Here is a 22592-nt window from a genome sequence, read left to right as displayed (position 1 = left end):
GGGCCTAGCCCACCTCGCCGGGCGCCGCGTCGCGGGCGGTGCGGAAGCCGGCGAAGATCTGCCGCCGGATCGGGTAGTCCCAGTTGCGGAACGTGCCCCGGATCGCCGCCGCGTCGGTGCCGAACGACCCGCCGCGCAGCACCTTGTACTCGGGTCCGAAGAAGACCTCCGAGTATTCGCGGTACGGGAAGGCGGCGAAGCCCGGGTAGCCGTGGAAGTCGGTGCTCGTCCACTCCCAGACGTCGCCGATCAGCTGGTGCACCCCGGTCGGCGACGCGCCTGCCGGGTACGCGCCCACCGGCGCCGGGCGCAGGTGCCGCTGGCCGAGGTTGGCGTGCTCGGTGTCCGGATCGTCGTCGCCCCACGGGTACCGGCGCGACCGGCCGGTGGCCGGGTCGAACCGCGCCGCCTTCTCCCACTCCGCCTCGGTCGGCAGGCGCCGCCCGGCCCAGGCCGCGTAGGCCTCGGCCTCGTAGTAGGAGACGTGCACGACCGGTTCGTCGGCGGGCACGCGTTCGTAGACGCCGAACCGGGTCCGCCACCAGCCGTCCTGCTCGCGCTTCCAGAACCGCGGCGCCGTGATCGAGTGCTCGGTGCGGTAGGCCCAGCCCGCCGGGCTCCACCAGCGCTCGTCGTCGTAGCCGCCGCTGTCGAGGAACTGCGTGTAGGCACCGCAGGTGACCGGCACGGTGTCCAGCCAGAACGCCTCGACGGCGACCTCGTGCGCCGGCCGTTCGTTGTCCAGCGCCCACGGCTCGGCCGAGGTGCCCATGGTGAAGGCCCCGCCGGGCACCAGCACCTCCGCGGGCAGCGGGCCCGACCGGGCGGGCGGCGGCTCGGGCGCGTGCAGCACCGGGTCGCCCCGGCGCAGCTGGTGGGTGGCCAGCATGGTCTCGTCGTGCTGCTGCTCGTGCTGGGTGATCATGCCGAAGGCGAAGGCCTGCTCGGTCAGCGGGCTGCCCTCCAGCGGCACGCGATCCAGCACGTCGAACACCTTTTCCCGGACTTCCCGGACGTACGCGCGGGCTTCGGCGGGGCCGAGCAGCGGCAGCGACGGCCGGTCGGCGCGGGCGTGCTGGAAGGCGTCGTAGATGTCGTCGATGTCCGGCCGCAGCGGCTCGCGGCCGCCGACGTCCCGGACCAGCCACAGCTCCTCCTGGCTGCCGATGTGCGCCAGGTCCCAGACCAGCGGCGACATCAGCTTGGAGTGCTGCCGCACCAGGTCTTCGTCGTCGACGGCGTCGGTCAGCGCGACGCTGCGGGCCCGTGCCCGCGTCAGTGCTTCGGCCGCCCGGGCACGCAGGTCCGGTGTGCTCGGTGTGGTCATCGTTCGCTCCCCGCTCGGTGTGCGCGCCCCTGCACGCTCTCGCTGATCTCCGTGATGCGGTCCGCGGCCAGCCCCGTCTCGCCCAGTTCGGCACACCCGAGGTCGGCCAGCGCCGCGGCGGCGGCCGCCAGTTCCCGGTCGGCCAGGCCGCACTGCGCCGCGGTGGCCCAGGCGTCCGCCACCGGCGCGCACAGCTCCCGCACTTTGTCCACTGTGGAGGGACGAGCCAGCAGCGCGGCAACCAGCGCCACCGGCACGAGCCAGTCGCCCGGCGGCTGCGCGTCCAGGTACCGGATTTCCAGGTACCCCTGTGGACGGACCGGCGTGAACATCGTGGTGAGGTGATAGTCCAGATCGGCCACGGTCGGCCGCGGCAGCAGCGCACCCGCGCCCCGGCCCTCGATCCAGTCCGCGAAGGTCAGCCCCTCCGGCGCATCCCACGGCCGGTCCCCGCGGCGGAGCACCATCAGCGGGGTGTCCATCAGCCGCGCGCCCCACGCGGCCGCGGGATCGGACAGCGGTGGCTGGGACGGTGCCGGGTTGCCGGAGTTGCCGGTCTTGCCGGAATCGACGCTGCCGCCGAAGCGGTTGGGTTCGCCCGGGTCGCCGGAGCCGTTGAGCCCGTGGCCGGTCCCGCCGGAGCCGTTGAGCCCACCCGGAGCGCCGGTCCTCCTGGAACCGGCGGCTCCGTGGGTTCCGCGGGCTTCGCCGGAGCCGCTGTTCCTGTCGCTCCCGCCGATCCCGCCGAAGCGGTGGGGCCCGCCCGGGTCGCCGCTCCCGCCGAAGCCGTTGAGCCCGTCGCCGGTCCTCCCGGAATCGCCGGTCCCGCCGAACCCCGTGGTCCCGTCGGAGCCATTGCTCCCCCCGGGACCGCCGAAGCCGAAGCCGGTCGTACGCGTCCGGACGGCCTCCGTCTCGTGCACCGCGAGCCACCGGGCCGAAGCGTGCCCGGTGTCGCGTCCCGCGTGGACGCGGGAGTTCGCGAACAGCGCCAGCAACGGCGGGCCCATCGCGTGCGCGGCCGCCCAGCGGGCCGCGTACTCCGCGGGCTCTCCGGCGTCTACGCAGATCTGCAGGCCCGCGGTGCTGCACATCATCGTGAGCCCGCCCGGGCCGATCGCGGCGAACCGGCGCTCCATCGCCGCGTAGCGCGGCGTGTGCAGGATGCGGCGGGGCGGGCGGTGCGCGTCGATGCCCGTCGCGCCCAGTTCGAGGCCGTGGCGGGCGAGGCGGTCGCGCAGGGTGGTGAGGTCGGCCGTCACGGCTGCGTCCAGTTCGGGCAGCGAGGCCTGGGGCAGAGCGGAAATCTCCACCTGGCCCCCGGGTTCGAGGCTCACGGGCGAGCCTGCCGGGAGTGGCGAGGCGGGGCTGTCGGGGCGCAGTGTCCGCGGGGTGTGCGGGCCCAGCGCCGTGGCGAGGACGTCGGGGTCGAGAGGCCGGGCCGGGTCGTCGGCATGGTGCACGGTGAACTCCAGCTCGACGCCGGTCAGGCGCGGTGGACCGTGCTTGAAACACACCGATGCCACATACGCCTCGCCGGCCGCGCGGTCCGCCAGGACCCGCGCGGTGCGGTTCGACGCACTACCCGACTTCTCGGGGAAATCGTGCACCGCTGTCATGTCCGTTCCTGTTCCGTGTGGTGGGAACTTCTCGCCTTCGGACGCTACACGCGGGGTACGACAAATTCAGGCCGGTTCCTGCGCACCGGGAGCGGATCACCACTCCGTAAGAAGTCCGTGATCAGGGCAAAGCGGACTCCGTGCCCAGGCCGAGCTCGGCCGCGGACGCGCGCACGGCGTCGATCACCAGGTGCAGCGCGGGCCGCCGGATCGTGGTGCGCCGGTAGGCGATCGACACCGTCCGCAGCAGCGGCGTGGTCAGCGTGACGACGTCGATCCCCGGCGGGCGCAGCAGGCGCAGGCCGAGGTCGGAGACCAGGGTGATGCCCAGGCCCGCCCCGGCCATCGCCATCGCCGTCGACTGCTCCTCGACCTCGTGGTTGATCTTCGGCGTGAAGCCGTGCCGCTGGCAGGCCGTGCGCATCGCCCGGCCGAAGTGCGACTTGGCGCCCGCCAGGATCCACGGGTGCTCGGCCAGGTCGTCCAGCGACGCCGACCCCGACGGCACGGCCCCGCGCGGGACCGCCGCGTGCAGCCGCTCCACGGCGACGACCGCGCGTTCGAGACCGGTGTCCCACGGTGTCGGCGCGTCGGAGTAGTCGAGCACGAACGACAGGTCGAGGCTGCCGTCCCGGACCGCTTCGGCGGTGTCCTCCGGGGCCAGCTCGCGGGTGCGCACCTCGATGCCGGGGTGCTCGCCCGCCAGCGCCGTCAGCGCCGTCGGGAGCAGGCCGGAGGCGACCGACGCCCAGACGCCGGCGGTCAGCCGGACCGTGCGGGACTCCTGGGCCTCCTCCAATGCGAGCGTCGCGCGCTCGACCGAGCCGAGGATCTCTTCGGCGTGCTCGGTGAGCAGGGTGCCCAGCTCGGTCAGCTGGACGCGGCGGCCGAGCCGTTCGAACAGCTTCGCGCCGACGTCACGCTCCAGCTGCGCGAGCTGCTGCGAAACCGCCGAAGCGGTGTAGTGCAGCGCCGCGGCGGCCGCCGTCACGGTGCCCCGGCGGTGCAGCTCGCGCAGCATCCGCAAGCGGTGCAACGAAAGCTCCATGCACAAAACCTAAACGAGATCGTGCAGGTTCGTTAACTGGACTGCGGGGCGAGAGCGGGCGCAGGCTCGGTGGCGGCGGTCACCCCGGCCGCCCCGGACTTCCCTGGAGGTGAGTGGCCTGATGACCCCGCGCGAGGCCGAGCCGCTGATGCGGCTCACGTGGACCGATCCCGTCACCGGCGCGCACGGCTACCTGGTCGTGCACAGCCTGGTCTCCGGCGTCGCCACCGGCGGCACCCGGATGCGGGCGGGCTGCACGATGAGCGAGGTCGAGGACCTCGCCCGGGGCATGGCGAACAAGACCGCGACGTTCAACCTGCCGGTCGGCGGGGCCAAGGGCGGGATCGACTTCGACCCGAAGGACCCGCGCGCACTCGGCGTGCTGACGCGGTTCTGCGCGTTCCTGCGGCCGTGGCTGGACGCGCACTGGGTGACCGCCGAGGACCTCGGCGTGCCCCAGCACCTGATCGACTCGGTGTTCGCCGAGCTGGGGCTGGAGCAGTCGTACCACGCGGCGATCCGCCGTTCGGCCGACCCGGCCCGCACCCTGCGGCGGGTCCAGGCGGGGCTCAACGCGCCGGTGCCGGGCGGGCTGCTGCTCGGCGACGTCGTCGGCGGCTACGGCGTGGCGCAGGCGTGCCTCGGCGTCGCGGCGGCGTGGGACTGGGACGTGCACGAGACGACGGTGGCGATCCAGGGCATCGGCACCATGGGCGGCGGCGCGGCCTGGTACCTGCACGAAGCGGGGATGAAGGTGGTCGCGGTGGCCGACGCGGCGGGCACCCTCCACGACCCCGCCGGCCTCGACGTCCCGGCGCTGCTGGACCTGCGTGACCGCTTCGGCGAGGTCGACCGGTCCCGGCTGCCCGCCGGGGTGCGCGTGCTGCCGCGCGAGTCGATCGTCGCGGCCGACGCCGACATCTTCGTCCCCGCCGCGATTTCGTATGCGCTGCGGACGGACAACGAAAACCTCGTCAAGGCCAAGGTCGTCGTCGAAGCGGCCAACGCGGCGACGACCCCGGAGGCGGAGTCGGCGCTGTCGGCGCGGGGTGTCGCGGTCGTCCCGGACTTCGTCGCCAACGCGGGCGCGGCGGCCTGGGCGTGGTGGCTGCTGCTGGGCGAGGTCGGCGCCGACCCGGCCGACTCGTTCCTGCGGCTGCGCACGGAAATGCAGGCGAAGGTCGCGCTCCTGCTGGCGGAGTGGAACCTCGACCGCCTGCCCCTGCGCCGCACCGGCCTGCGCCTGGCCGAAGCCAACCGGGCCCAGCGCGCCGAAGCGGCGCTGACCCCGGAGGGCGAGCCGGGGCTGCTCATCCCCTGAGCACGATCGAGCGCGCTGAAGGGCACTTTCCTGACGTCACACGTCCTGAAGGTGCCCTTCGGGCCGACCCGGCACCGGCCGTCTGCCGGGACCGGGGCCGAGGTCGCGGTGGGCTGAAAGGGACTTTCCTCGCATCTGGTGAGATGAAAGGGTCTTTCAGCTCGCCAGAGCCGAGCAACGGTCCTTTCGTTGCACGCGGATCGGTGGATCCGCGCGAGAGGGGACGAAGGTGCCCCTACGGCGTCACCCGGCCGGCGAAGCGGTCGGTCGCCTCGATCAGGACGTCCCGCATCGAGGCGGCCGACACCGTGTGCCCGACGTCGTCGACCATGACCAGCTCGCTGCCCGGCCAGGCGTGGTGCAGCAGCCACGGCGTGCCGACGAGGTTGCTCGTGTCCAGCACGCCCTGGGCCAGCACGGCGGGAATCCCGGCCAGCTTGTTCACGTTGTCCAGGATCTCGCCGTCGGGCAGGAAAGCCCGGTTGCTGAAGTAGTGCGTGACGAGCCGGGCGAAGCACAGCCGGTAGGCGGGGTCGGCGAAGTCGTCGTGCGGGGGCACGCCGGGCAGCATCGCGTCCTCCCACGCACACCAGTTCTCGGCGGCCTTGTGGTGGACCGCCGGGTCCGGGTCCATCAGGAGCCGGTGGTAGGCGGCGGACAGGTCGCCGTCGCGCTCGCTCTCCGGCACGCCCTCGCGGAACCTGGCGAAGCCTTCCGGGAAGTACGCGCCGAGGCCGCGGATCAGCATTTCGATCTCGACGTACCGGTCGGTCGCGAGGCCCGTCAGGACGATCTCGCTGACGCGCCCGGTGTGGCGCAGCGCGTAGGTCAGGCTGAGCACCGAGCCCCAGGAACCGCCGAACAGCAGCCACTTCTCGATGCCGAGGTGGGTGCGCAGCCGCTCGAAGTCGGCCACGAGGTGGTCGGTGGTGTTGGCGGAGAGGTCGGCGACCGGGGCACCGGCGTGCGGGGTGCTGCGGCCGCAGCCGCGCTGGTCGGCGAGGACGATCCGGTAGCGCGCGGGGTCGAAGAACCGGCGGACGCCCGGCGAGCAGCCCGAACCGGGCCCGCCGTGCACGACGAGTGCGGGCTTGCCCGCCGGGTTGCCGCAGGTCTCCCAGTAGATCCGGTGCCCGTCGCCGACGTCGAGCATGCCGTGCTCGTACGGTTCGATCTCGGGGTACAGCCCAGTCATCGGTGCGTCCTTCCGGCGAGATACAACAGCGCTGTCACATTAGCGCCGACGGCAGTCCCCCGCCCGCGGTTTCCCGCTCAGGCGAGGGTGCCTGCCAGCTCGGCGAGCGTGTCCGCCAGTTCCCGCGGCCCCGCCGGGCCGATGTGGATCACGGCGTCGTCACCCGCGCCCGAGGTGTAGCTGAGGTAGCGGCCCCAGTCGGTGTCGGCGTAGTGCAGTGGCTGCTGCAGGCAGGTGTGACGGCCGACCTCGTCGCGGCGTCCGACGTAGAGTTCCCCGCTGCCGGACACCGGCCGCTGGACCAGGCTGACGACGTCCGCGATCGCCGGGTCCAGCGGGTACGCATTCTGGCCGCGGCGGGCGGCCTCGCTCAGGTCGGCCACCCGCACGGTGCGCGGGCGGCCGCCGCCGGGACCGACCGGCGGCAGCTGCTCGACGAGGGACTCGGCGAGCCGGTTCCGGTCGATCTCCTGCACACCGACGTGGGTGCCGTCGGAGACGGCGAGAACCGCCTGAAGGCCTTTCGCCGCGGCGAGCACGCCGTAGGTCTGGCCTCCGGTGCCGACCCAGCCGTAGCACTCCCGCGCCGGGCTGACCAGCAGCGGCAGCCAGTCGAGGATGTCGACGGTCGCCCGGCCGCGGGCGTCGACCAGCCCGGCCTCGGCCAGCGCGGCGTCGATCCGCTTGCCGGCTTCGTCGCGTTCCTCGTCCGGCAGCCACACCGGCTCCGGCCGCAGGGTGATGTGCAACCGGCCGGCCAGTTCACGCTCGGCCAGTGCGGCCAGCGCCTCGACCGGAACGTCCACCCGGCCTGTTGCCACGTCCACCCGCCTACTCGCCGATGACCGGCGGGCTGGTCCGCTGGTCGGTGCCGAAGATCGCGTCCGGGTCCGCCTCGATCAGGTAGTCCGGCCGCTGGTGCTCGTCATCTTCCTCGCCCTCACCCCGGCGCCCGCCGGGGCCCATCGGCCCCAGCGGCTGCCCGGCCCGCCCGGCGGCCGACCGCGCGGCGGCGGCTTCCGCGGCGGCCGCGTTGCCGAGGCTGCCCATGCCGGAGCCACGGCCACTGCCGAGCCCGCGCTCGGCGGCGCTCCCGGAGCCGCCGCCGACGGCCCGGCCGTTCGAGTCGAGCAGCCTGCTCCCGGCGTTGCCACTGTTCGGGCCGCGCCCGCCCGAGGTGGGGTCGCTGCCGTAGGTGTTGGAGTAGTTCTGGCCACCACCGGTCCCGGTGGGATAGAAGTCGATCCCCTCGGCGTCCGGCGGCGTGTTCCCGCGCGGGTCGACGGTCTGCCGCCCGGGCCGGTTCGGCGTGGTGGTCCGGGTGGTGTGGGTGTCGTCGTCATTGGTCCGGCCGGGCACGACGGGCCGGTCGATGCCGCCCGGCCGTTCGGTTCCGCCGGGCCGGTCCGTGCCACCTGGGCGATCCGTCCCACCGGGACGATCCGTGCCGCCCGGACGGTCGGTGCCGCCCGGGCGATCGGTGCCACCGGGCCGGTCGGTGCCTTCGGTGTGCGTGGTGTCGACGCTGGTGGTCGAAGTGTGGTCGCCCGGGTCGCCGCCGTTCTTTTCCGGATACCACTTGTGCCGGTCGACGATGACGGGCCCGGGCCCGTCGGGCTTGTTCACGGAGATGGCGGCCCCGTCGGACTCGAGGACGCCGTAGTCGGTGGGCAGCACGGCTTTGTTGCTGCTGGTGCTGTCGCTGTACTGCTCCATGACGCGGACGTTGGTCTCGTTCGCCGCGTTGTAGCGGGCCATGCCCTCTTGGTAGTTGTCGATGTCGTCCTTGGCCATGAACGGCCCGGCGATCGGGATGGCGGCCTTGAGACCGGTGGTCCAGGGATTCGGCTTGTCCGGCTTCGGCGGCACTTCGACGACGGTGTTGCTCGAGTCCTCGAAGACGGCGGCCTGGGTGTTGACCGAGGCCCGGGTGGCGTCGAGGGGCTCGGAGCTGTCGAAGAAGGCCCGTTCCATCGGCCCGGCACCCGCGTTCGCCGCGTCCGCGGCGTCACCGGTCCAGGAGTTCACCATCCGCGCCTGGAGCGCTTTGATCGACGCGCCGCGTTCCATGTAGGCGTCGGAGAGTTCCTGGACGGTCTGCGCCATCTGCTGCAGGCCCGTCGTGTCGCCCTGTCTGAAGTTGTCGTAGATCTGCTTGCCGTCCACTCGTCATGCCCCCTTGAGTGTCTTGATCGCCGCGGCCGCGGCCTGGGTCGCGGCCGCACAGGAATCGTCCTGTCCCCGGTAGCCCTCCGCCTGGACCCCGATCGCGAGGTCGTCGGCCACCCCCACTGCGATCGCGCAGTTCCCCCGGGCCCGGCGGTCGGAAATGTCGACGTAGATCGTCGGATAGCCCTCGGTGTCCGGTGCCCGCTCCAGGAACTTGATCGGCCTTCCCTCGCGGTACGCGGCGTAGTACCCGGCGAGACCGCCGGCTCCCCGCTCACGGTTGCCGGTCCCGACGATCACCTGCAGCCCGGTGCCTTCGCCGCGCAGCGTCCAGTCGCAGGACGGGCCCGCCTGCGTGTCCACCGTGTTGCCCTTCGGGCGGTACTGCCCCGGGTCGGTGTACTTCAGCGAAGTCAGGACGTCCGCCGGGACCAGACCGCACGGATCGGTGGCGTACTTGCCCGCGTCGAGCGGCGCCCCCGCGACCTTCGGGACGTCGGAGTCCGCCTGGTTGCCCGACGGCGTCGCCGAAGCCGGCGAAGTCGGCACCGGGTTCGCCGAGCCGGGAGTGGTGCCGGTGCAGGAGGACAGCAGGAGACAGGCAGCGGCCCCGGCGACGGTCGCGGCGGCCGTTCGGCTGCGGCTCATGCTTTCCGCGACTTGAACGTGTCGGACAGGCTCTGGTCGGTCGCCACGGTCTTCGACTGCGCTTCCTTCAGCTTCTTCACGTAGTCCTGCGCGTACTTCCGCATCGAGTCGTTCTGCTGCTGCAGGGCGCTGAGCGAGTTCATCGTCGTGTCCGCGTAGCTGCCGCTCGCCGGGTCCTTGCCAGGGGCGATCCCGAAGGCGGCGGTCATCCGCTCGATCTTCTTCCCGTCGTCCACGACCTTGTCCAGCAGGTCCTCCCACTGGCCGATCACCGCGGCGAGTTCCTCGGGGTCCATCTTGAACTGGCCGCCCTTGCCTCCGCCGCCGTACACGCGGGGCGCGTTCTCGAAGACGTCGCCCCAGAGCGCCCTCGCCGCCTGTCCGGCTTCGCCGATGATCACGCCGCGCACCTTCCCCTCAGTTCACCCACCGTGATGTGGCAGAGACTAGCCAACCGTCTCACTTCGTGTCAGCGAATCGCCGCAACGTTCAGACGATGGGGCCTGCGGTCCGGTTCCCCTGCACTCCGGGTCACAGTACGTACGTACGGATTGCGAGATCCCGGCCTCCGGTGCCAGGATTTCAGGATGCCACGCGTAAGCCAGGATCACCTCGACGCACGCCGGCGCCAGATCCTCGACGGCTCGCGCGTCTGCTTCGCGCGCTACGGCTACGAAGGTGCCACAGTCCGGCGTCTCGAGGAAGCCACCGGCCTCTCGCGCGGGGCCATCTTCCACCACTTCCGCGACAAGGAGTCGCTCTTCCTCGCCCTCGCCGAGGACGACGCCCTCAAGATGGCCGACGTCGTCGCCGAACAGGGGCTCGTGCAGGTCATGCGGGACCTGCTGGCCGGGGGCGACCACCCCGCCGACTGGCTCGGGACGCGGCTGGAGGTGAGCAGGCGGCTGCGCACCGACCCCGAGTTCCGCGGCCGGTGGGCCGAGCGGTCCCAGCAGCTGACCACCGCCACCCGGCTGCGGCTGCTGCGCCAGCGCGAAGCCGGGAACCTGCGGGACGACGTCGACGTCGACGTCCTCACCGCGTTCCTCGAACTCGTCCTCGAAGGACTCGTCTCGCACCTGGCCATGGGGCTGCCCGCGGCCGGGCTCGGGCCGGTGCTCGACCTCGTCGAGGAGACCGTGCGGCGGCACCGGCCCGGCGCCGCCTGACGCGCACCGCGATGAGCGCGCCGACACACCCGCGGCACGAGCGGGGGACGCGGTCCACCCGTTAAGCTGGTCCGCATAACCGCAGTACACGTCGATTTCCTGCTAGGAGTGACCGTTTCGTGCGCGCAGCGCAGTCACCCGGTGACAGTACCGGGCCGGGTGACCGACCCGGCTGTCCGATAGGTTCATCCCCCGCCGCCCGGGCGGGTGCGGAATGATCCAGATCCTCTTCGCCGTGCTCGGCGTCCTCCTCTTCGTGCTGCTGACCGTCGGCACCGGCCTCGCCGTCGCCGCCGAGTTCTCGCTCACCGCGCTCGAACGCAGCACCGTCGAGGCCAACGTCCGCCAGGTCGGCGACCGCCGCGCGCTGACCGTCCAGAAGGCGCACCGGACGCTGTCGTTCCAGCTCTCCGGCGCCCAGGTCGCGATCACCCTGACCACGCTGGTCACCGGGTACCTCGCCGAGCCGCTGATCGGCGAGCTCGTCCGGCCGCTGCTGACGCTGCTCGGGCTGCCCGCGGGGTTCGCCGGTGGCGCGTCGATCGTGCTCGCGCTGGTACTGGCCACCTCGCTGTCGATGATCCTCGGCGAGATGGTGCCGAAGAACCTCGCGATCGCCCGGCCGCTGCCGACCGCGCGCGCGGTCGCCGGCTACCACTCGCGGTTCTCGGCGCTGTTCCGCTGGCTCATCACGCTGATGAACAACAGCGCGAACTTCCTGGTCCGCAAGTTCGGCGTCGAGCCGCAGGAGGAACTGCGCTCGGCCCGCTCGCCGCAGGAGCTGGGCTCGATCGTGCGGTCCAGCGCCGAAAGCGGCACGCTCGACACGTCCACCGCGGAGCTGCTCGACCGCTCCCTGCGGTTCGGCGAGCGCACCGCCGAGGAACTCATGACCCCGCGCGTGCAGCTGGAGTCCCTCGCCGTCGACGACACGGTCGCGGACCTGATCGACATCTCGCGCCGCACCGGGTTCTCCCGCTTCCCCGTGCACGCCGAGGACCTCGACGACGTCCGCGGCGCCGTGCACGTCAAGCAGGCCTTCGCCGTGCCCGCCGCCGACCGGGCGTCGGTGCCGATCGGCTCGGTCATGCGGCCGGTGCCGACGGTGCCCGAGTCGCTGCCCGGCGACGACCTGCTCAACCGCCTGCGCGACTCGCGGTTCCAGCTGGCCATCGTCGTCGACGAGTACGGCGGCACGGCCGGGCTGGTGACCCTGGAGGACGTCGTCGAGGAGATCATCGGCGACGTCCGCGACGAGCACGACGAACGGGAAGCGCCGGCGTCGCAGCAGGTCGGCACGGACAGCTGGCTGGTGTCCGGGCAGCTGCGCGCCGACGAGGTCACCGACGTCACCGGGTTCCGGATGCCCGACGGCGACTACGAGACCATCGCCGGGCTGATCCTCGAGCGGCTGGGCCGGATCCCGGCCGAGGGCGACGCCACCGAGGTCGACGGCTGGCGGCTCACCGTGACCACGATGGACAAGCGCCGGATCGCCGAGGTCGAGGTCGCCCCGGTCCACGCCGAAGCCGAGGTGACCTCGTGACCGACTGGCTGAACATCGCCCTCGTCGTGGTCCTGCTGCTGGCCAACGCCTTCTTCGTCGGCGCGGAGTTCACGCTGATCTCCTCGCGGCGCGACCGCCTGGAAGCGCTGCTGGAGCAGGGGAAGACCCGCGCGAAGATCGTCATCAACGCCAGCAGGCACGTGTCGCTGATGCTCGCGGGCGCGCAGCTGGGCATCACGATCTGCTCGCTGCTGCTCGGACGTCTCGGCGAGCCGGCCATCGCGCACCGGCTGTCGGCGGGCTTCGACCTGCTGGGCCTGCCCGAGGCGCTGCTGCACCCGATCTCGTTCGCCATCGCGCTGGCCTTCATCACCGTGCTGCACGTGCTGATCGGCGAGATGGTGCCGAAGAACCTCGCCATCGCCGAGCCGGAGCGGCTCGCGCTGTGGCTGGTGCCGGTGCACGTGGCGTGGGTGAAGCTGGCCAACCCGTTCATCTGGCTGCTGAACTTCGTGGCCAACTCGCTGCTGCGCGCGTTCCGCGTCGAGCCGAAGGACGAGCTGGAGACGGCCTACACCTCCGACGAGCTGGCCGAGCTGCTCAGCGAGTCGCGCCGGGAGGGCCTGCTCGACCAGTCCGAGCACCGGCGCCTGGCCCAGACGCTGTCGTCGGTGCAGAAGACCGTCGCCGACGTGCTGGTGCCCACGGCCGAGCTGACCACGCTGCCGTGCGGGCCGACGCTGGGCGACGTCGAGCGCGCGGTGTCCTCGACCGGGTTCTCGCGGTTCCCGGTGTGCACCGACGACGGGCGGCTGACCGGCTACATCCACGTCAAGGACGTCCTCGACCTCGCCGGGCAGGACCCGGCGACGATCGTGCCGCCGTCGAAGACCCGGCCGCTCACCGAGCTGCGTGCCGACGCCCGGCTCGACGTCGCGCTTTCGGCCATGCGCAAGGAACGCAGCCACCTGGCGCGGGCCCTCGACGCGGCGGGGAAGGCCGTCGGCGTCGTCGCGCTCGAAGACCTGGTCGAGGAGTACGTCGGCACCGTGCGCGACGGCACCCACGTGGGCGCATGACCGGTACCGAGGTGCTCGCCGAGCCCGACTGGCTGGCCCGCGAGGCCGCGCACGTCGAGCGGATGCGGCGGTGGACGGTCCCGCACCAGCAGCGCCGGGCGCGGGGCGAGAAGCACCCGGTGCTGGACTTCCTGTTCACGTACTACTCGTTCCGGCCCTCGCACCTGGAGCGGTGGCAGCCCGGGCCCGGCGTCGCGCTCGCCGGGCCCGCGGCACGGCGTTTCCTGGACCGCAAGGGATACGTCTCGACCCCGGACGGCGTCCTGCTGGATCCCGCGAGCATCGGCGAGGGAAAGGTACGGACGGCCGGGTTCGTCCTGTCCCTGCTGACGGCGACGGCGTCCCGCGCGCCGCGGCTGAGCTGCTTCGGGCTGCACGAGTGGGCGATGGTCTACCGCGAGCCGGCGGATTCGGTGCGGCACAACCAGGTGCCGCTGCGGCTGGGGTCGGCGGGCACCGACGCGGTCGTGGAGTCGCTCGACATCCGCTGCGGGCACTTCGACGCGTTCCGGTTCTTCACCCCGGACGCGCGGCCGCGCAACGAGCTGACGCCGACGCGTGAGACGCAGATCGCCCTGGAGCAGCCCGGGTGCCTGCACGCGAACATGGACCTGTTCAAATGGGCGTACAAGCTCGACCCGTTCGTACCGGCGGAGCTCGTCGCGGACTGTTTCGAGCTGGCGGTCGAGATCCGGACGCTGGACATGCGGGCGAGCCCGTACGACCTGACGGCGTTCGGCTACCCGCCGGTGCCGATCGAGACGGCGGCCGGGCGGGCGGAATACGCACGCGCCCAAGGCGGGTTCGCGCGGCGGGCGGCGCCGTTGCGTCATCGCCTGATTGCGCACTGCCATCGCCTGGTCAGCGCAGCACCCTGAACACAAGCAACTGTGAGTCAGATTATTCTCTCTCCGATACTCACCTGTTAGGGTGATAACGGTTTGATTGCATCGCAGCGCGTGCTTGACGTGCGCAGACCCGCGAAAGGATGACGATGGGGCGACACTACCGGGACGAGGAGCCGGTGCCGCACCCTCAGGACCGCACGCCGAACGTCCCCGCCGAGGGCCGTCCGCACCCCGGTTCCCCCCGCGGCGACGGCGCAGCTCCGGCCGGGCGCCCGGGTGCCTTCCGCACCCCGGGGCGCAGCTCCATCTCCGACGCGTTCGGCATCGCGGGCCGCGCAACCGGCTCCTCCCGCATCCCCCGCCGCGGCGAGCAGTCGGGGTCGTACCCGGTCGCGGGCCGCAGCGAGGCTTCGGGCGACTACCCGATCACCACGCGGCGCACGCCCGCTTCCGGCGCGTACCCCGCCGGTCGCCGGGGTGAGGCCTCCGGGGCCTACCCCGTCGAGACCGTCGGCGAGCCGGGCGCGGCGTACCCGGCCGCGGGCCGTGGCACTCCGTCCGGCTCGTATCCGACCGGCCGCCGAGGCGAAACCTCCGGCGCCTACCCCGTCACCGCCGAGCCGAATGAGCCCGCCCCAGGCGGTCGCCGTCGTCGTGGCCGGGCTCCCGCTGCCGAAGCCGCCGCCGAGCGGACCGAGGTGATCACCCGGGCCGACGATTCCTCCGGCTCGCTGCGCACCCTCGACCGCACCGAAGACACCGGTTCCCGCCGGACCACCGGGCGCGGCAAGACCACCCGCGGCGAATCCACCGGGCCCAAGCGCGCCGCGCGTACCGAAACCACCGGGCCGCAGCGTCGCAGCGAGGGCACCGGCTCCCACCGCGTCGTCGGGAAGGGCGAGGCCACCGGGTCGCACCGGATCGTCGGCAAGAAGGCTCCGCGACGGCGGATTGCCACCTGGCCGATCGCCTGTCTCGTGCTCGCCGTCCTCATCGGGCTCGGTGTCGTCGGCTGGAACTGGGCCGACAACGAGCTGAACAGCCGGGCCGAGGCGCAGGCCAGTGCCTGCCAGAGCGGCACCACGCAGATGCGGATCGTCGTCACCCCGAGTGTGCAGAAGCCGCTCACCGTCGCCGCCGACCGGTGGAACCAGGCCGCGACCGTCGTCCACGGCCAGTGCGTGCACGTCACCATCGAGGCCAAGGCGTCGTCGCAGGTGCTCGACGCGCTCGTCGGCCGGGCCAGCCTCGACTCGATCGGCGGGCTGCCCGCCGGGTGGCTGCCCGAATCGTCGTACTGGGTCAGCGAGCTGACCACGAAGAAGCCGGAGATGATCGGCGCGCCCGCCCAGTCGGTCGCGACCGCGCGCTCGGCGGACTACCCGTTCATCGGGCTGGCCGGGCCGGGCATCGACGACACCGCGCTGCGGGCCGCCCAGACCTTCCGCGAGTACCTGGAGCAGCCCGCCCAGCAGGCCGACTTCGCCGCCGCGGGCATCAAGGCCGCCTAGACGCGGGCGCCCCGCTGCGATGTAGTGAATGACTCATTCCTGTCGTCGGACGACAGGAATGAGTCATTCACGTCGTCCGGGAGCCACCCGAAGGCGTCGCGAGGCTGTCGCAGGACCCTAGACGCGGGTGCCGTTGTCCAGCTCGGCCACCCCGGCGAGGTCGTCGTCGGCCAGCTCGAAGTCGAAGATCCCGAAGTGCTCGCGGATCCTCGTCGTGGTCGGCGGGGCCGTGACGGCGACCGTGCCGTCCTGCACGTGCCAGCGCAGCACGATCTGGGCCGGGGTCTTGCCGTACTTGGCCGCGAGCGCCGTCACCGTCTCGTCGGCCAGCAGGCCCGCGTTCGCCGCCGGGCTCGTCGCGGCCGTCACGATGCCGTGCTTGGTGTGGAACTCCCGCAGCGGCAGCTGCTGCAGCCACGGGTGCAGCTCCACCTGGTTGACCGCGGGCGCCGCACCGGTGGCGTCGATCAGCCGGCGCAGTTCGGCGACGCCGAAGCCCGCCACGCCGAGTGCGCGGGCCCGGCCGTCGGCGCGCAGGCGGGCCAGCGCCCGCCACGTGTCGGTGAAGGCGCCTTTCGTGCCGTCCAGCAGCACCAGGTCGGCGCGGTCCACCTGCAGCGCCGCCAGTGCCTGGTCGGCCGCGCGGCGGGCGGCGTCGTAGCCCTGCGCGGGTACGTGCACGCTGAGGAACAGCTCGTCCCTGGGCACCGCGCCGAGTGCCGCGCTCACCGCCGCCTCGGCTCCCGGTGGCACGTCGAAACCGCGGTAGCCGGTGTCGAGGGCGATGCGGACGGCCCGGCCGGTCTCGGCCGCGGACAGGCCCGCGACACCGAACAGCAGCTGGGGGATGCGGACTCCGTCGGACAGGGCGAGCGAAGGCGGGACGGCCATCAACCGGTGATCCTCACTTCGGATGCTGCGCGGAACCCCATCATCCCACTCGCGCGGCCCGCTCGCGCAGGTATGCGGCCGTCGCCGGGTCGGCGGGGAAGAACGACTCGATCACCAGTTCCGCCACCGTGACGTCCAGCGGGGTGCCGAACGTCGCGACCGTGCTGAAGAACGTCAGGTCGGTGCCCTCGTGGCGGAACCGCAGCGGCACGAAGATGTCCCCCGGTCCCGGCACCTCGACCTCGGGCACCGGCTGGTCGCAGGGGTAGCCGCGCAGCTCCTCCAGCAGCTCGGCGAGACCGGCGTCCGCGGTCTGGCTCACCTGCCGTCGCAGCCTGCCGAGCAGGTGGGCCCGCCACTCCCCCAGGTTCCGGATGTGCGGCGCCATCCCTTCCGGGTGCAGGGTCGCGCGCAGCACGTTGGTGGTCAGCTCGGGCGCGACCCCGGCGACGAACAACCCGACGCTGGCGTTGGCGTCGACGAGGTCCCAGTTCCGGTCGACGACGGCAGCCGGGTACGGCTCGTGGCTCGCGAGCAGCTGCCGGACCGCCTGGCGCACCGCGGACATCTCGGGGTCGGCCAGCGCGTTCTCGGTGTAGGCGGGGGCGTATCCGGCGGCGAGCAGCAGCCGGTTGCGCTCCCGCAGGGGCACGTCGAGGTGCTCGCCGAGGCGCAGCACCATGTCCCGGCTGGGCTTCGACCGGCCGGTCTCGACGAAACTGAGGTGGCGGGTGGAGATGTCCGCCGAGATCGCCAGGTCGAGCTGGCTGATCCGGCGCCGGTCGCGCCATTCCCGCAGCAGCTCCCCGACCGGCCGCTGCCGCGCCTGCACCATGGTCGTCACCCGGCTGACGCTACGGCGATCACCGGGCGGCTGCCATTACTTCCGGGGTAATGCCGGGGCATTACCTCCCGCGTAATCGACGGTCCGCCGCCGCACCGTCAGGGTGGGTCCCAGCACCGGACGACGAAACCCGTTGTCCCCCAACGAAAGGACCCAGCCGTGACCGACGTCCGTACCGTCGTGGAGCAGTACCTCGCCGTGTGGAACGAGACCGACGCGGACAAGCGCCGGGCGCTGGTCGCCGACGTCTTCACCGAAGACGCCCGCTACACCGATCCCCTCGGCGACGTCACCGGGCACGACGGGATCGACCGGTTCGTCGCCGGGGCGCAGGCGCAGTTCGGCGGCCTGGCCTTCAGCCTGCCCGCCGAGCCCGACGCCCACCACCACCTGGCCCGCTTCCACTGGCACCTGGGCACGCCGGGCGCCGAGCCGGTCGCCATCGGCTTCGACGTCGTCGAGCTGGCGGACGGGAAGATCGCCAAGGTGCACGGCTTCCTCGACAAGCTCCCCGGCTGACCGGCCCGGGGTGGGGCTCCCGCGGGAGCCACACCCCCGTCAGCTCTTGAGCGCGCCGCGCCAGCGGACCGCCGGGCGGAGCTTCTCCGGGTTCACCCGGTGCTTGTTGGCGCCCACGATGTCGAACATCGACTCGATCAGCGTGTCCGACAGCAGGTGCGGCCGCAGCCCCAGCTCGACCAGCCCGGTGTGCTTGACGTTGTAGTAGTGCTCCGGCGCCTCGGTGCGCGGGTTCTCCAGGTGCTCGATCTGCACCGGCCCCGGAAAGCAGTCGGCGACGAGCTCGGCGATGCCCGCCACCGGCAGGCTTTCGGTCATCTGGTTGAACACGCGGAACTCGCCCGGCTCGGCCGGGTGCTCGACGGCGAGGCGGATGCACTCCACCGTGTCGCGGATGTCGATCAGGCCGCGGGTCTGCGTGCCCTTGCCGTAGACGGTCAGCGGCTGGCCCAGCACCGCCTGGATGACGAACCGGTTCAGCACCGTGCCGAACACCGCGTCGTAGTCGAACCGGGTCGCCAGCCGCGGGTCCAGCGCCGTCTGCGGCGTCTGCTGGCCGTACACGACGCCCTGGTTGAGGTCCGTGGCGCGCAGCCCCCAGGCGCGGCAGGTGAACTCGATGTTGTGGGAATCGTGGACCTTGGTCAGGTGGTAGAAGGAACCTGGCCGTTTCGGGAACAGCACGCGGTCCGAACGTCCGTTGTGCTCCAGCTGGAGCCAGCCTTCTTCGATGTCGATGTTCGGCGTGCCGTATTCGCCCATCGTGCCCAGTTTGACCAGATGGATCGCCGGGTCGATCTCGGCGATCGCATACAGCAGGTTCAATGTCCCGACCACATTGTTGTGCTGGGTGTACACGGCGTGTTCGCGGTCGATCATGGAATACGGCGCCGACCGCTGTTCGGCGTAGTGGACGACGGCGTCCGGCCCGAAGTCCCGCACCGCCTCGTACAGGAACTCGGCGTCGAGAAGATCGCCTTCGTAGCTGGTGATCGTCTGCCCGGAGACCTCCTTCCACGCGGTGATGCGATCGGCGAGGGATTCGATCGGGACCAGGCTTTCGACACCGAGTTCCGCGTCGTGACCGCGCCGGGCGAAATTGTCGAGAACGGCCACTTCGTGACCCTTGTCCGACAAGTGCAGCGCGGTCGGCCAGCCCAGATATCCGTCACCGCCGAGAACCAGCACCCGCATTGTGCCGCCTTTCCTGATCGTTTACGCCCCCGACGCTATCGATCACCCACTGATGAAGACCTGGCAAGGACCTGTGAATCTCCTATGCGTGCAGGGGCCGGACGGCGGCGCGGCCGGCCCACGGGGAGGATGGAGGCCATGACGACCGTAACCAACGGCGTGCGGCCTCGCACAACGGACGAAAGCCGCGGCTGGGCGCGGCTGGCCCGGGCCGCCGCGACGTCGGTCGCCGCCACCGTCCTCAGCCAGGTCGTCCTGCTGGCCGTCCTTGCCGCCGGCGGTGTCCCGGCCGTGGCGAGCACGCTGGCCTGGGCTGCCGGGGCGGTGCTGAACTTCCTGGTCACCCGCCGCTGGGTGTGGGGCCGGACCGGGCGGCCGCTGGTCCGCCGCGAGCTGCTGCCCTACCTCGCCGTCATCGGGTTCGGCGGGCTGGTCTCCATCGGCCTGACGACGCTGGCGGGCGCGCTGCTGGCCCGCGCGGACCTGCCGCACTTCTGGTGGGTCGTGCTCGTCGACGGCGCCTACGTCGCGAGCTACGCGGTGGTGTTCGCCGTCAAGTTCACCCTGCTCGACCGGCTCGTGTTCGCCCGCGGCGCAGCACGTACCCCCGCCACCACGTCCCGGTCATGACACGGGCGTAGTTGGCGCCGTAGACCAGGCTGCCGCCCTTCTTGCTCTTGCCCGCCTTCCGCAGGCGCATGCTCATCGGCAGCTCGAGCACCCGGGCGCCGCGCGCGGTGACGCCGAGCAGCAGCTCCGAGGACTGGTACTGCGGCTCGTGCAGCGGGACCGAGCAGGCCAGCTCCGCCCGCATCGCCCGGAAGCCGAACGACGTGTCGGTGATCCGCCGCGCGGTGAGGATCGACGCGAGCACGGCGAACACCCGCACGCCGAGCCACCGGACGCGGCTGTCGGCCTCCTCGTGCCCCAGCCGCCGGGAACCGGTGACGAAGTCGGCCGAGCCGTCGACGACCGGGCTGACCAGCGCTTCCAGCTCGCTGTTGTCGTACTGGCCGTCGGCGTCGGTCGTGACGACGTACTCGGCGCCGCACTCGGCCGCGAGGTGGTAGCCCAGGCGCAGCGCCGCGCCCTGGCCGCGGTTGCGCGGCGCGACGCAGACGTACGCGCCGTGCGATCCGGCGATGGCGGCCGTGTCGTCGGTGCCACCGTCGACGACGACGAGGACGTCCACCGGCATGCCGAGGCAGGTGTCCGGCATCTTCTCCAGCACTTCGCCGATCCCGCCGGCTTCGTTGTAGGCCGCGATGACGACGGTCAGCGGGGCGAACCTGGCGTCCGGGTGACGGCGGCGGAAGTCGTCGAGGGCGCCGGTGTCGACGTCGTCCGGGAACGCGGCGAGGCGTTTGCGGCTGGCCGAGGTCAGCGTCGTGAAGCCGAGCGCCCCGGCCACCGGCAGCAGGACGAGCGCGGGAAGCTGGTAGCGCCAGGAGAACTCGAACACCGCCGAGGCGAACAGCAGGAGCAGCCCGCTCGACGCCGCCAGCAGCGCACCCGCCCGGGCGGGGTCGAGGGGCCGCTTGCGGCGGACCACCGTCAGCAGCCCCAGCAGCGCGCCGATGCCGAGCACCGCGCCCGGGACGTATCCGCCGCCGAGCTGGTAGTCGCGCAGGATCTTCGCCAGTGGCTGGTTCACGCTCGCCGTGACGCCGTCGTTCTGCAGCGTCACCAGGTCGATCAGCGACTGGTCGGCCCACTGCGGGTAGGACAGCTGGAACTGCCACCGGTCCAGCGGGACGTCGGCCGGGTCCTGTTCACGGGTCCAGGCGAAGCTCTTGGCGAAGTCGTCCAGCACCGCCTCGGCGACGTCATCGGGCTGGGCCTTCAGCACGGCGATCGCGAACTCGCGGGCGAGTGCCGCCTTGTCGGCGCCCGGCGGCAGCGGGCCCGGCCAGTTCGGATCGAGGTCGGCGTGGGTGTAGTTGTCCACCAGCCGCGTCTCGCGGGGTTCGGCCGGGCAGAACACCTGCAGGGTGGGAGCAAGGTGGAGATTCGCGCAGTCGGCGACGGCGGCGGTGCGGCCGTAGGGCATGTTCCCCGACGGCCCGGTCAGCCCCCACTTGCCGGTCTCGGCGTGCACCCGCGCGGAGTAGGGCACGAGCACGGCGAGCAGGCCCAGCAGGCCGATCCCGGCCCGGCGCCAGCCCGCCCACTGACGCCACTCGCCCCCGGCGGCGGCCAGGAACACCAGCAGCGGCAAGGCCAGCGAGATGCCGATGAGCCGGGTCAGCACGCCGAAGCCGAGCAGCAGGCCCGCGGCCCCGGCGCGTTTCCAGCCGGGGGCGCCCCGGCCGAGCAGCAGCCACAGAAGCCCGAGGAGCACGGCCTCGAACGTCACCTCCGACATGATGTTCTGCTCGATCTGCAGCTGGTAGGCGTCGAGCAGGACCGGTGCGGCGGCGAGCGCGCCGACCCACGGGCGGCCGCCGAAACGCAGGACCAGCGCGTACATCCCGATCGCGATCAGGATGCCGCCCGCGTGCTGCACGGCCGCGACCCAGGCGAGCCCGCCGACGGCCAGCAGCGGCCGCAGGACGAGGTCGTAGCCGATCGGGTTGAGCTGGTCGGCGCGCAGGGCGTGCAGGTTGTCGAGGTAGCGGAACGAGTCGATGAACAGCAGTGCCGGGCGGTAGGCCAGCCAGGTCAGCACCCGGAGGGTGATGGCCGGGACGAGGAGCAGGAGCAGCAGCCAGTGCCGCCGGAGAAATGCCGTCACGTCGTCAGGCCGGAGAAGTACTTCCACGCCGTCGCCAGCCCGTCGGTAAGCGAGACCGACGGCCGGTACCCGATCGTCTCCGCGCTGCCCGAGACGTCGACGACCACCGCGGGCATCTCCCCCGCGGGGGCTTCGACGTGCTCGACCGGCAGCTCGGCGCCGGTCACCTCGCGCACCGCTTCGACCATCTCCAGCACCGACACCGACCGCCCGGCACCGACGATGGCCGGGCCGGAGTAGCCGCTGTCCCACGCCAGCAGGACGGCGCGGACGACGTCGTCGACGTGCACGAGGTCGCGGCGCTGCCGTCCATCGCCGTAGATCTTCACCCCGGTTCCGCCGAGCGCCGCACGCATCATGCGCGGCACGAAACTGTCCTTGTGGGACATTCCCGGACCGTAGACGTTGGTGAACCGCAACGCACACGCCGTCAGGCCGTACGCGCCGGCGTAACCCGAGAGCAGCATTTCGCACGCCGCCTTGGTCGCGCCGTAGGGCGTCAGCGGCCGCAGCGGGAGGTCCGGGGTGATGGTCGCGGTGCCGACGTTGCCGATCACCGCGTTGGTCGAGGCGAGCAGGAACTTCGGCACGGCGTGGCGCCGCGCGAGTTCCAGCAGCTCCTGGGTGACGAGCACGTTGTCGGCGAAGGTGTCCTCGGGCAGCTCGACCGAGCGCAGTACCGAGGTGAGCGCGGCGAGGTGCACGATGCCCGCCGTCTCCGGGGTGACGGCCTCCTCCCGGACGGCCGCCTCGCGGAGGTCGCCGGTCACCACGCGGACGCCCGCGCCGCCGTCCGGGAAGGGCAGCCGGTCGACGACGGTGACCGGGACACCCCGGTCGCGGAAGCCGCGCACGAGGGCCCGGCCGATGAACCCGCTGCCACCGGTCACGACCACGGACGTCCGATCAGGACCCTGCGTCCTCGCCATGCGCGTCAACCTACCCGGCGTTCCTGTGGGTACGCAGAGC

General features: G+C 72.2%; 21 protein-coding genes. 8 read left to right on the top strand and 13 right to left on the bottom strand.

What is annotated here, in order from left to right:
* Positions 1–4: 4 nt before the first annotated feature.
* The 3 genes from egtB to ABJI51_RS30000 form a co-directional block, all read right to left on the bottom strand.
* Positions 5–1327 (bottom strand): ergothioneine biosynthesis protein EgtB, encoded by a 1323-nt coding sequence (gene egtB, locus ABJI51_RS30010; protein WP_348954405.1) that lies wholly within the window; start codon positions 1325–1327, stop codon positions 5–7.
* Positions 1324–2946: a glutamate-cysteine ligase family protein gene (locus ABJI51_RS30005; RefSeq protein ID WP_348954404.1), complete on the bottom strand. Its 1623-nt coding sequence runs from the start codon at positions 2944–2946 to the stop codon at positions 1324–1326. Before ABJI51_RS30005 ends, egtB begins: the two co-directional genes overlap by 4 nt.
* A gap of 121 nt (positions 2947–3067) precedes the next feature.
* Positions 3068–3994 carry a LysR family transcriptional regulator gene (locus tag ABJI51_RS30000; protein WP_348954403.1) on the bottom strand — a complete coding sequence of 309 codons (927 nt, stop codon included), beginning with the start codon at positions 3992–3994 and terminating at the stop codon, positions 3068–3070.
* A gap of 121 nt (positions 3995–4115) precedes the next feature.
* Here ABJI51_RS30000 and ABJI51_RS29995 point away from each other — a divergent pair, with 121 nt between their 5' ends.
* A complete protein-coding gene (locus ABJI51_RS29995) occupies positions 4116–5315 on the top strand; it encodes a Glu/Leu/Phe/Val family dehydrogenase (protein ID WP_348954402.1) in 1200 nt (399 codons plus the stop codon).
* 235 nt (positions 5316–5550) lie between these two features.
* On the opposite strand, the gene pip is transcribed toward ABJI51_RS29995, so the two are convergent.
* The 5 genes from pip to ABJI51_RS29970 form a co-directional block, all read right to left on the bottom strand.
* Positions 5551–6510 (bottom strand): prolyl aminopeptidase, encoded by a 960-nt coding sequence (gene pip, locus ABJI51_RS29990; RefSeq protein ID WP_348954401.1) that lies wholly within the window; start codon positions 6508–6510, stop codon positions 5551–5553.
* Positions 6511–6587: 77 nt separating this feature from the next.
* On the bottom strand, positions 6588–7316 hold the full coding sequence (locus ABJI51_RS29985; protein ID WP_348954657.1) for an ESX secretion-associated protein EspG: 729 nt from the start codon (positions 7314–7316) through the stop codon (positions 6588–6590).
* A gap of 25 nt (positions 7317–7341) precedes the next feature.
* Complete coding sequence (locus tag ABJI51_RS29980) at positions 7342–8676, bottom strand: WXG100 family type VII secretion target (RefSeq protein ID WP_348954400.1); 1335 nt, start codon at positions 8674–8676, stop codon at positions 7342–7344.
* A gap of 3 nt (positions 8677–8679) precedes the next feature.
* Positions 8680–9327, bottom strand: coding sequence for a DUF3558 domain-containing protein (locus tag ABJI51_RS29975; RefSeq protein ID WP_348954399.1), 648 nt, complete (start codon positions 9325–9327; stop codon positions 8680–8682).
* Positions 9324–9728, bottom strand: a complete 405-nt coding sequence (locus ABJI51_RS29970; protein WP_348954398.1) for a hypothetical protein — start codon at positions 9726–9728, stop codon at positions 9324–9326. The genes ABJI51_RS29975 and ABJI51_RS29970 overlap by 4 nt, the downstream gene beginning before the upstream one ends.
* Before the next feature lie 186 nt (positions 9729–9914).
* Here ABJI51_RS29970 and ABJI51_RS29965 point away from each other — a divergent pair, with 186 nt between their 5' ends.
* From ABJI51_RS29965 to ABJI51_RS29945, 5 genes are all read left to right on the top strand, one after another.
* A complete protein-coding gene (locus tag ABJI51_RS29965; RefSeq protein WP_348954397.1) occupies positions 9915–10496 on the top strand; it encodes a TetR/AcrR family transcriptional regulator in 582 nt (193 codons plus the stop codon).
* 214 nt (positions 10497–10710) lie between these two features.
* On the top strand, positions 10711–12042 hold the full coding sequence (locus tag ABJI51_RS29960; RefSeq protein WP_348954396.1) for a hemolysin family protein: 1332 nt from the start codon (positions 10711–10713) through the stop codon (positions 12040–12042).
* Positions 12039–13082, top strand: coding sequence for a hemolysin family protein (locus ABJI51_RS29955; RefSeq protein ID WP_348954395.1), 1044 nt, complete (start codon positions 12039–12041; stop codon positions 13080–13082). Before ABJI51_RS29960 ends, ABJI51_RS29955 begins: the two co-directional genes overlap by 4 nt.
* On the top strand, positions 13079–13960 hold the full coding sequence (locus ABJI51_RS29950) for a 3-methyladenine DNA glycosylase (RefSeq protein ID WP_348954394.1): 882 nt from the start codon (positions 13079–13081) through the stop codon (positions 13958–13960). Before ABJI51_RS29955 ends, ABJI51_RS29950 begins: the two co-directional genes overlap by 4 nt.
* Positions 13961–14076: 116 nt before the next feature.
* Positions 14077–15441, top strand: coding sequence for a hypothetical protein (locus ABJI51_RS29945; protein ID WP_348954393.1), 1365 nt, complete (start codon positions 14077–14079; stop codon positions 15439–15441).
* Positions 15442–15558: 117 nt separating this feature from the next.
* Here the strand turns inward: ABJI51_RS29945 and ABJI51_RS29940 are convergent, their stop codons facing one another.
* A complete protein-coding gene (locus tag ABJI51_RS29940) occupies positions 15559–16332 on the bottom strand; it encodes an aldo/keto reductase (RefSeq protein ID WP_348954392.1) in 774 nt (257 codons plus the stop codon).
* A 40-nt stretch (positions 16333–16372) separates the two neighbouring features.
* Entirely contained in the window at positions 16373–17167 is a 795-nt protein-coding gene (locus tag ABJI51_RS29935; protein ID WP_348954656.1) for a helix-turn-helix domain-containing protein, read from the bottom strand.
* A gap of 168 nt (positions 17168–17335) precedes the next feature.
* Between ABJI51_RS29935 and ABJI51_RS29930 the strand changes: the two genes are divergently transcribed.
* A complete protein-coding gene (locus ABJI51_RS29930; protein ID WP_348954391.1) occupies positions 17336–17695 on the top strand; it encodes a nuclear transport factor 2 family protein in 360 nt (119 codons plus the stop codon).
* Between the two features lie 39 nt (positions 17696–17734).
* Here ABJI51_RS29930 and ABJI51_RS29925 read toward each other — a convergent pair whose 3' ends face one another.
* The gene (locus ABJI51_RS29925) at positions 17735–18889 is read right to left on the bottom strand and encodes an NAD-dependent epimerase/dehydratase family protein (protein ID WP_348954390.1); all 1155 of its coding nucleotides are present in this window, start codon (positions 18887–18889) and stop codon (positions 17735–17737) included.
* Positions 18890–19027: 138 nt separating this feature from the next.
* Here ABJI51_RS29925 and ABJI51_RS29920 point away from each other — a divergent pair, with 138 nt between their 5' ends.
* A complete protein-coding gene (locus ABJI51_RS29920; protein WP_348954389.1) occupies positions 19028–19519 on the top strand; it encodes a GtrA family protein in 492 nt (163 codons plus the stop codon).
* Here the strand turns inward: ABJI51_RS29920 and ABJI51_RS29915 are convergent.
* Both ABJI51_RS29915 and ABJI51_RS29910 read right to left on the bottom strand, forming a co-directional pair.
* Positions 19449–21623: a glycosyltransferase family 2 protein gene (locus ABJI51_RS29915; RefSeq protein WP_348954388.1), complete on the bottom strand. Its 2175-nt coding sequence runs from the start codon at positions 21621–21623 to the stop codon at positions 19449–19451. The two genes, ABJI51_RS29920 and ABJI51_RS29915, sit on opposite strands and share 71 nt — an antisense overlap.
* The gene (locus tag ABJI51_RS29910; RefSeq protein ID WP_348954387.1) at positions 21620–22552 is read right to left on the bottom strand and encodes an NAD-dependent epimerase/dehydratase family protein; all 933 of its coding nucleotides are present in this window, start codon (positions 22550–22552) and stop codon (positions 21620–21622) included. Before ABJI51_RS29910 ends, ABJI51_RS29915 begins: the two co-directional genes overlap by 4 nt.
* Between the last annotated feature and the right edge of the window lie 40 nt (positions 22553–22592).

The sequence above is a fragment of the Amycolatopsis melonis genome, assembly GCF_040064235.1.
GTDB lineage: Bacteria > Actinomycetota > Actinomycetes > Mycobacteriales > Pseudonocardiaceae > Amycolatopsis > Amycolatopsis melonis.
This window is presented reverse-complemented; position numbering and strand designations above follow the sequence as displayed.

Bases quoted from the DNA above. Each gene is read 5' to 3' on its own strand.
- ABJI51_RS29910 (WP_348954387.1), bottom strand. From the start codon at position 22,552: ATGGCGAGGACGCAGGGTCCTGATCGGACGTCCGTGGTCGTGACCGGT.
- egtB (WP_348954405.1), bottom strand. From the start codon at position 1,327: ATGACCACACCGAGCACACCGGACCTGCGTGCCCGGGCGGCCGAAGCA.
- ABJI51_RS29935 (WP_348954656.1), bottom strand. From the start codon at position 17,167: ATGGTGCAGGCGCGGCAGCGGCCGGTCGGGGAGCTGCTGCGGGAATGG.
- ABJI51_RS29940 (WP_348954392.1), bottom strand. From the start codon at position 16,332: ATGGCCGTCCCGCCTTCGCTCGCCCTGTCCGACGGAGTCCGCATCCCC.
- ABJI51_RS29995 (WP_348954402.1), top strand. From the start codon at position 4,116: ATGACCCCGCGCGAGGCCGAGCCGCTGATGCGGCTCACGTGGACCGAT.
- ABJI51_RS29950 (WP_348954394.1), top strand. From the start codon at position 13,079: ATGACCGGTACCGAGGTGCTCGCCGAGCCCGACTGGCTGGCCCGCGAG.
- ABJI51_RS29960 (WP_348954396.1), top strand. From the start codon at position 10,711: ATGATCCAGATCCTCTTCGCCGTGCTCGGCGTCCTCCTCTTCGTGCTG.
- ABJI51_RS30005 (WP_348954404.1), bottom strand. From the start codon at position 2,946: ATGACAGCGGTGCACGATTTCCCCGAGAAGTCGGGTAGTGCGTCGAAC.
- ABJI51_RS29975 (WP_348954399.1), bottom strand. From the start codon at position 9,327: ATGAGCCGCAGCCGAACGGCCGCCGCGACCGTCGCCGGGGCCGCTGCC.
- ABJI51_RS30000 (WP_348954403.1), bottom strand. From the start codon at position 3,994: ATGGAGCTTTCGTTGCACCGCTTGCGGATGCTGCGCGAGCTGCACCGC.
- ABJI51_RS29925 (WP_348954390.1), bottom strand. From the start codon at position 18,889: ATGCGGGTGCTGGTTCTCGGCGGTGACGGATATCTGGGCTGGCCGACC.
- ABJI51_RS29965 (WP_348954397.1), top strand. From the start codon at position 9,915: ATGCCACGCGTAAGCCAGGATCACCTCGACGCACGCCGGCGCCAGATC.
- ABJI51_RS29920 (WP_348954389.1), top strand. From the start codon at position 19,028: ATGACGACCGTAACCAACGGCGTGCGGCCTCGCACAACGGACGAAAGC.
- ABJI51_RS29945 (WP_348954393.1), top strand. From the start codon at position 14,077: ATGGGGCGACACTACCGGGACGAGGAGCCGGTGCCGCACCCTCAGGAC.
- pip (WP_348954401.1), bottom strand. From the start codon at position 6,510: ATGACTGGGCTGTACCCCGAGATCGAACCGTACGAGCACGGCATGCTC.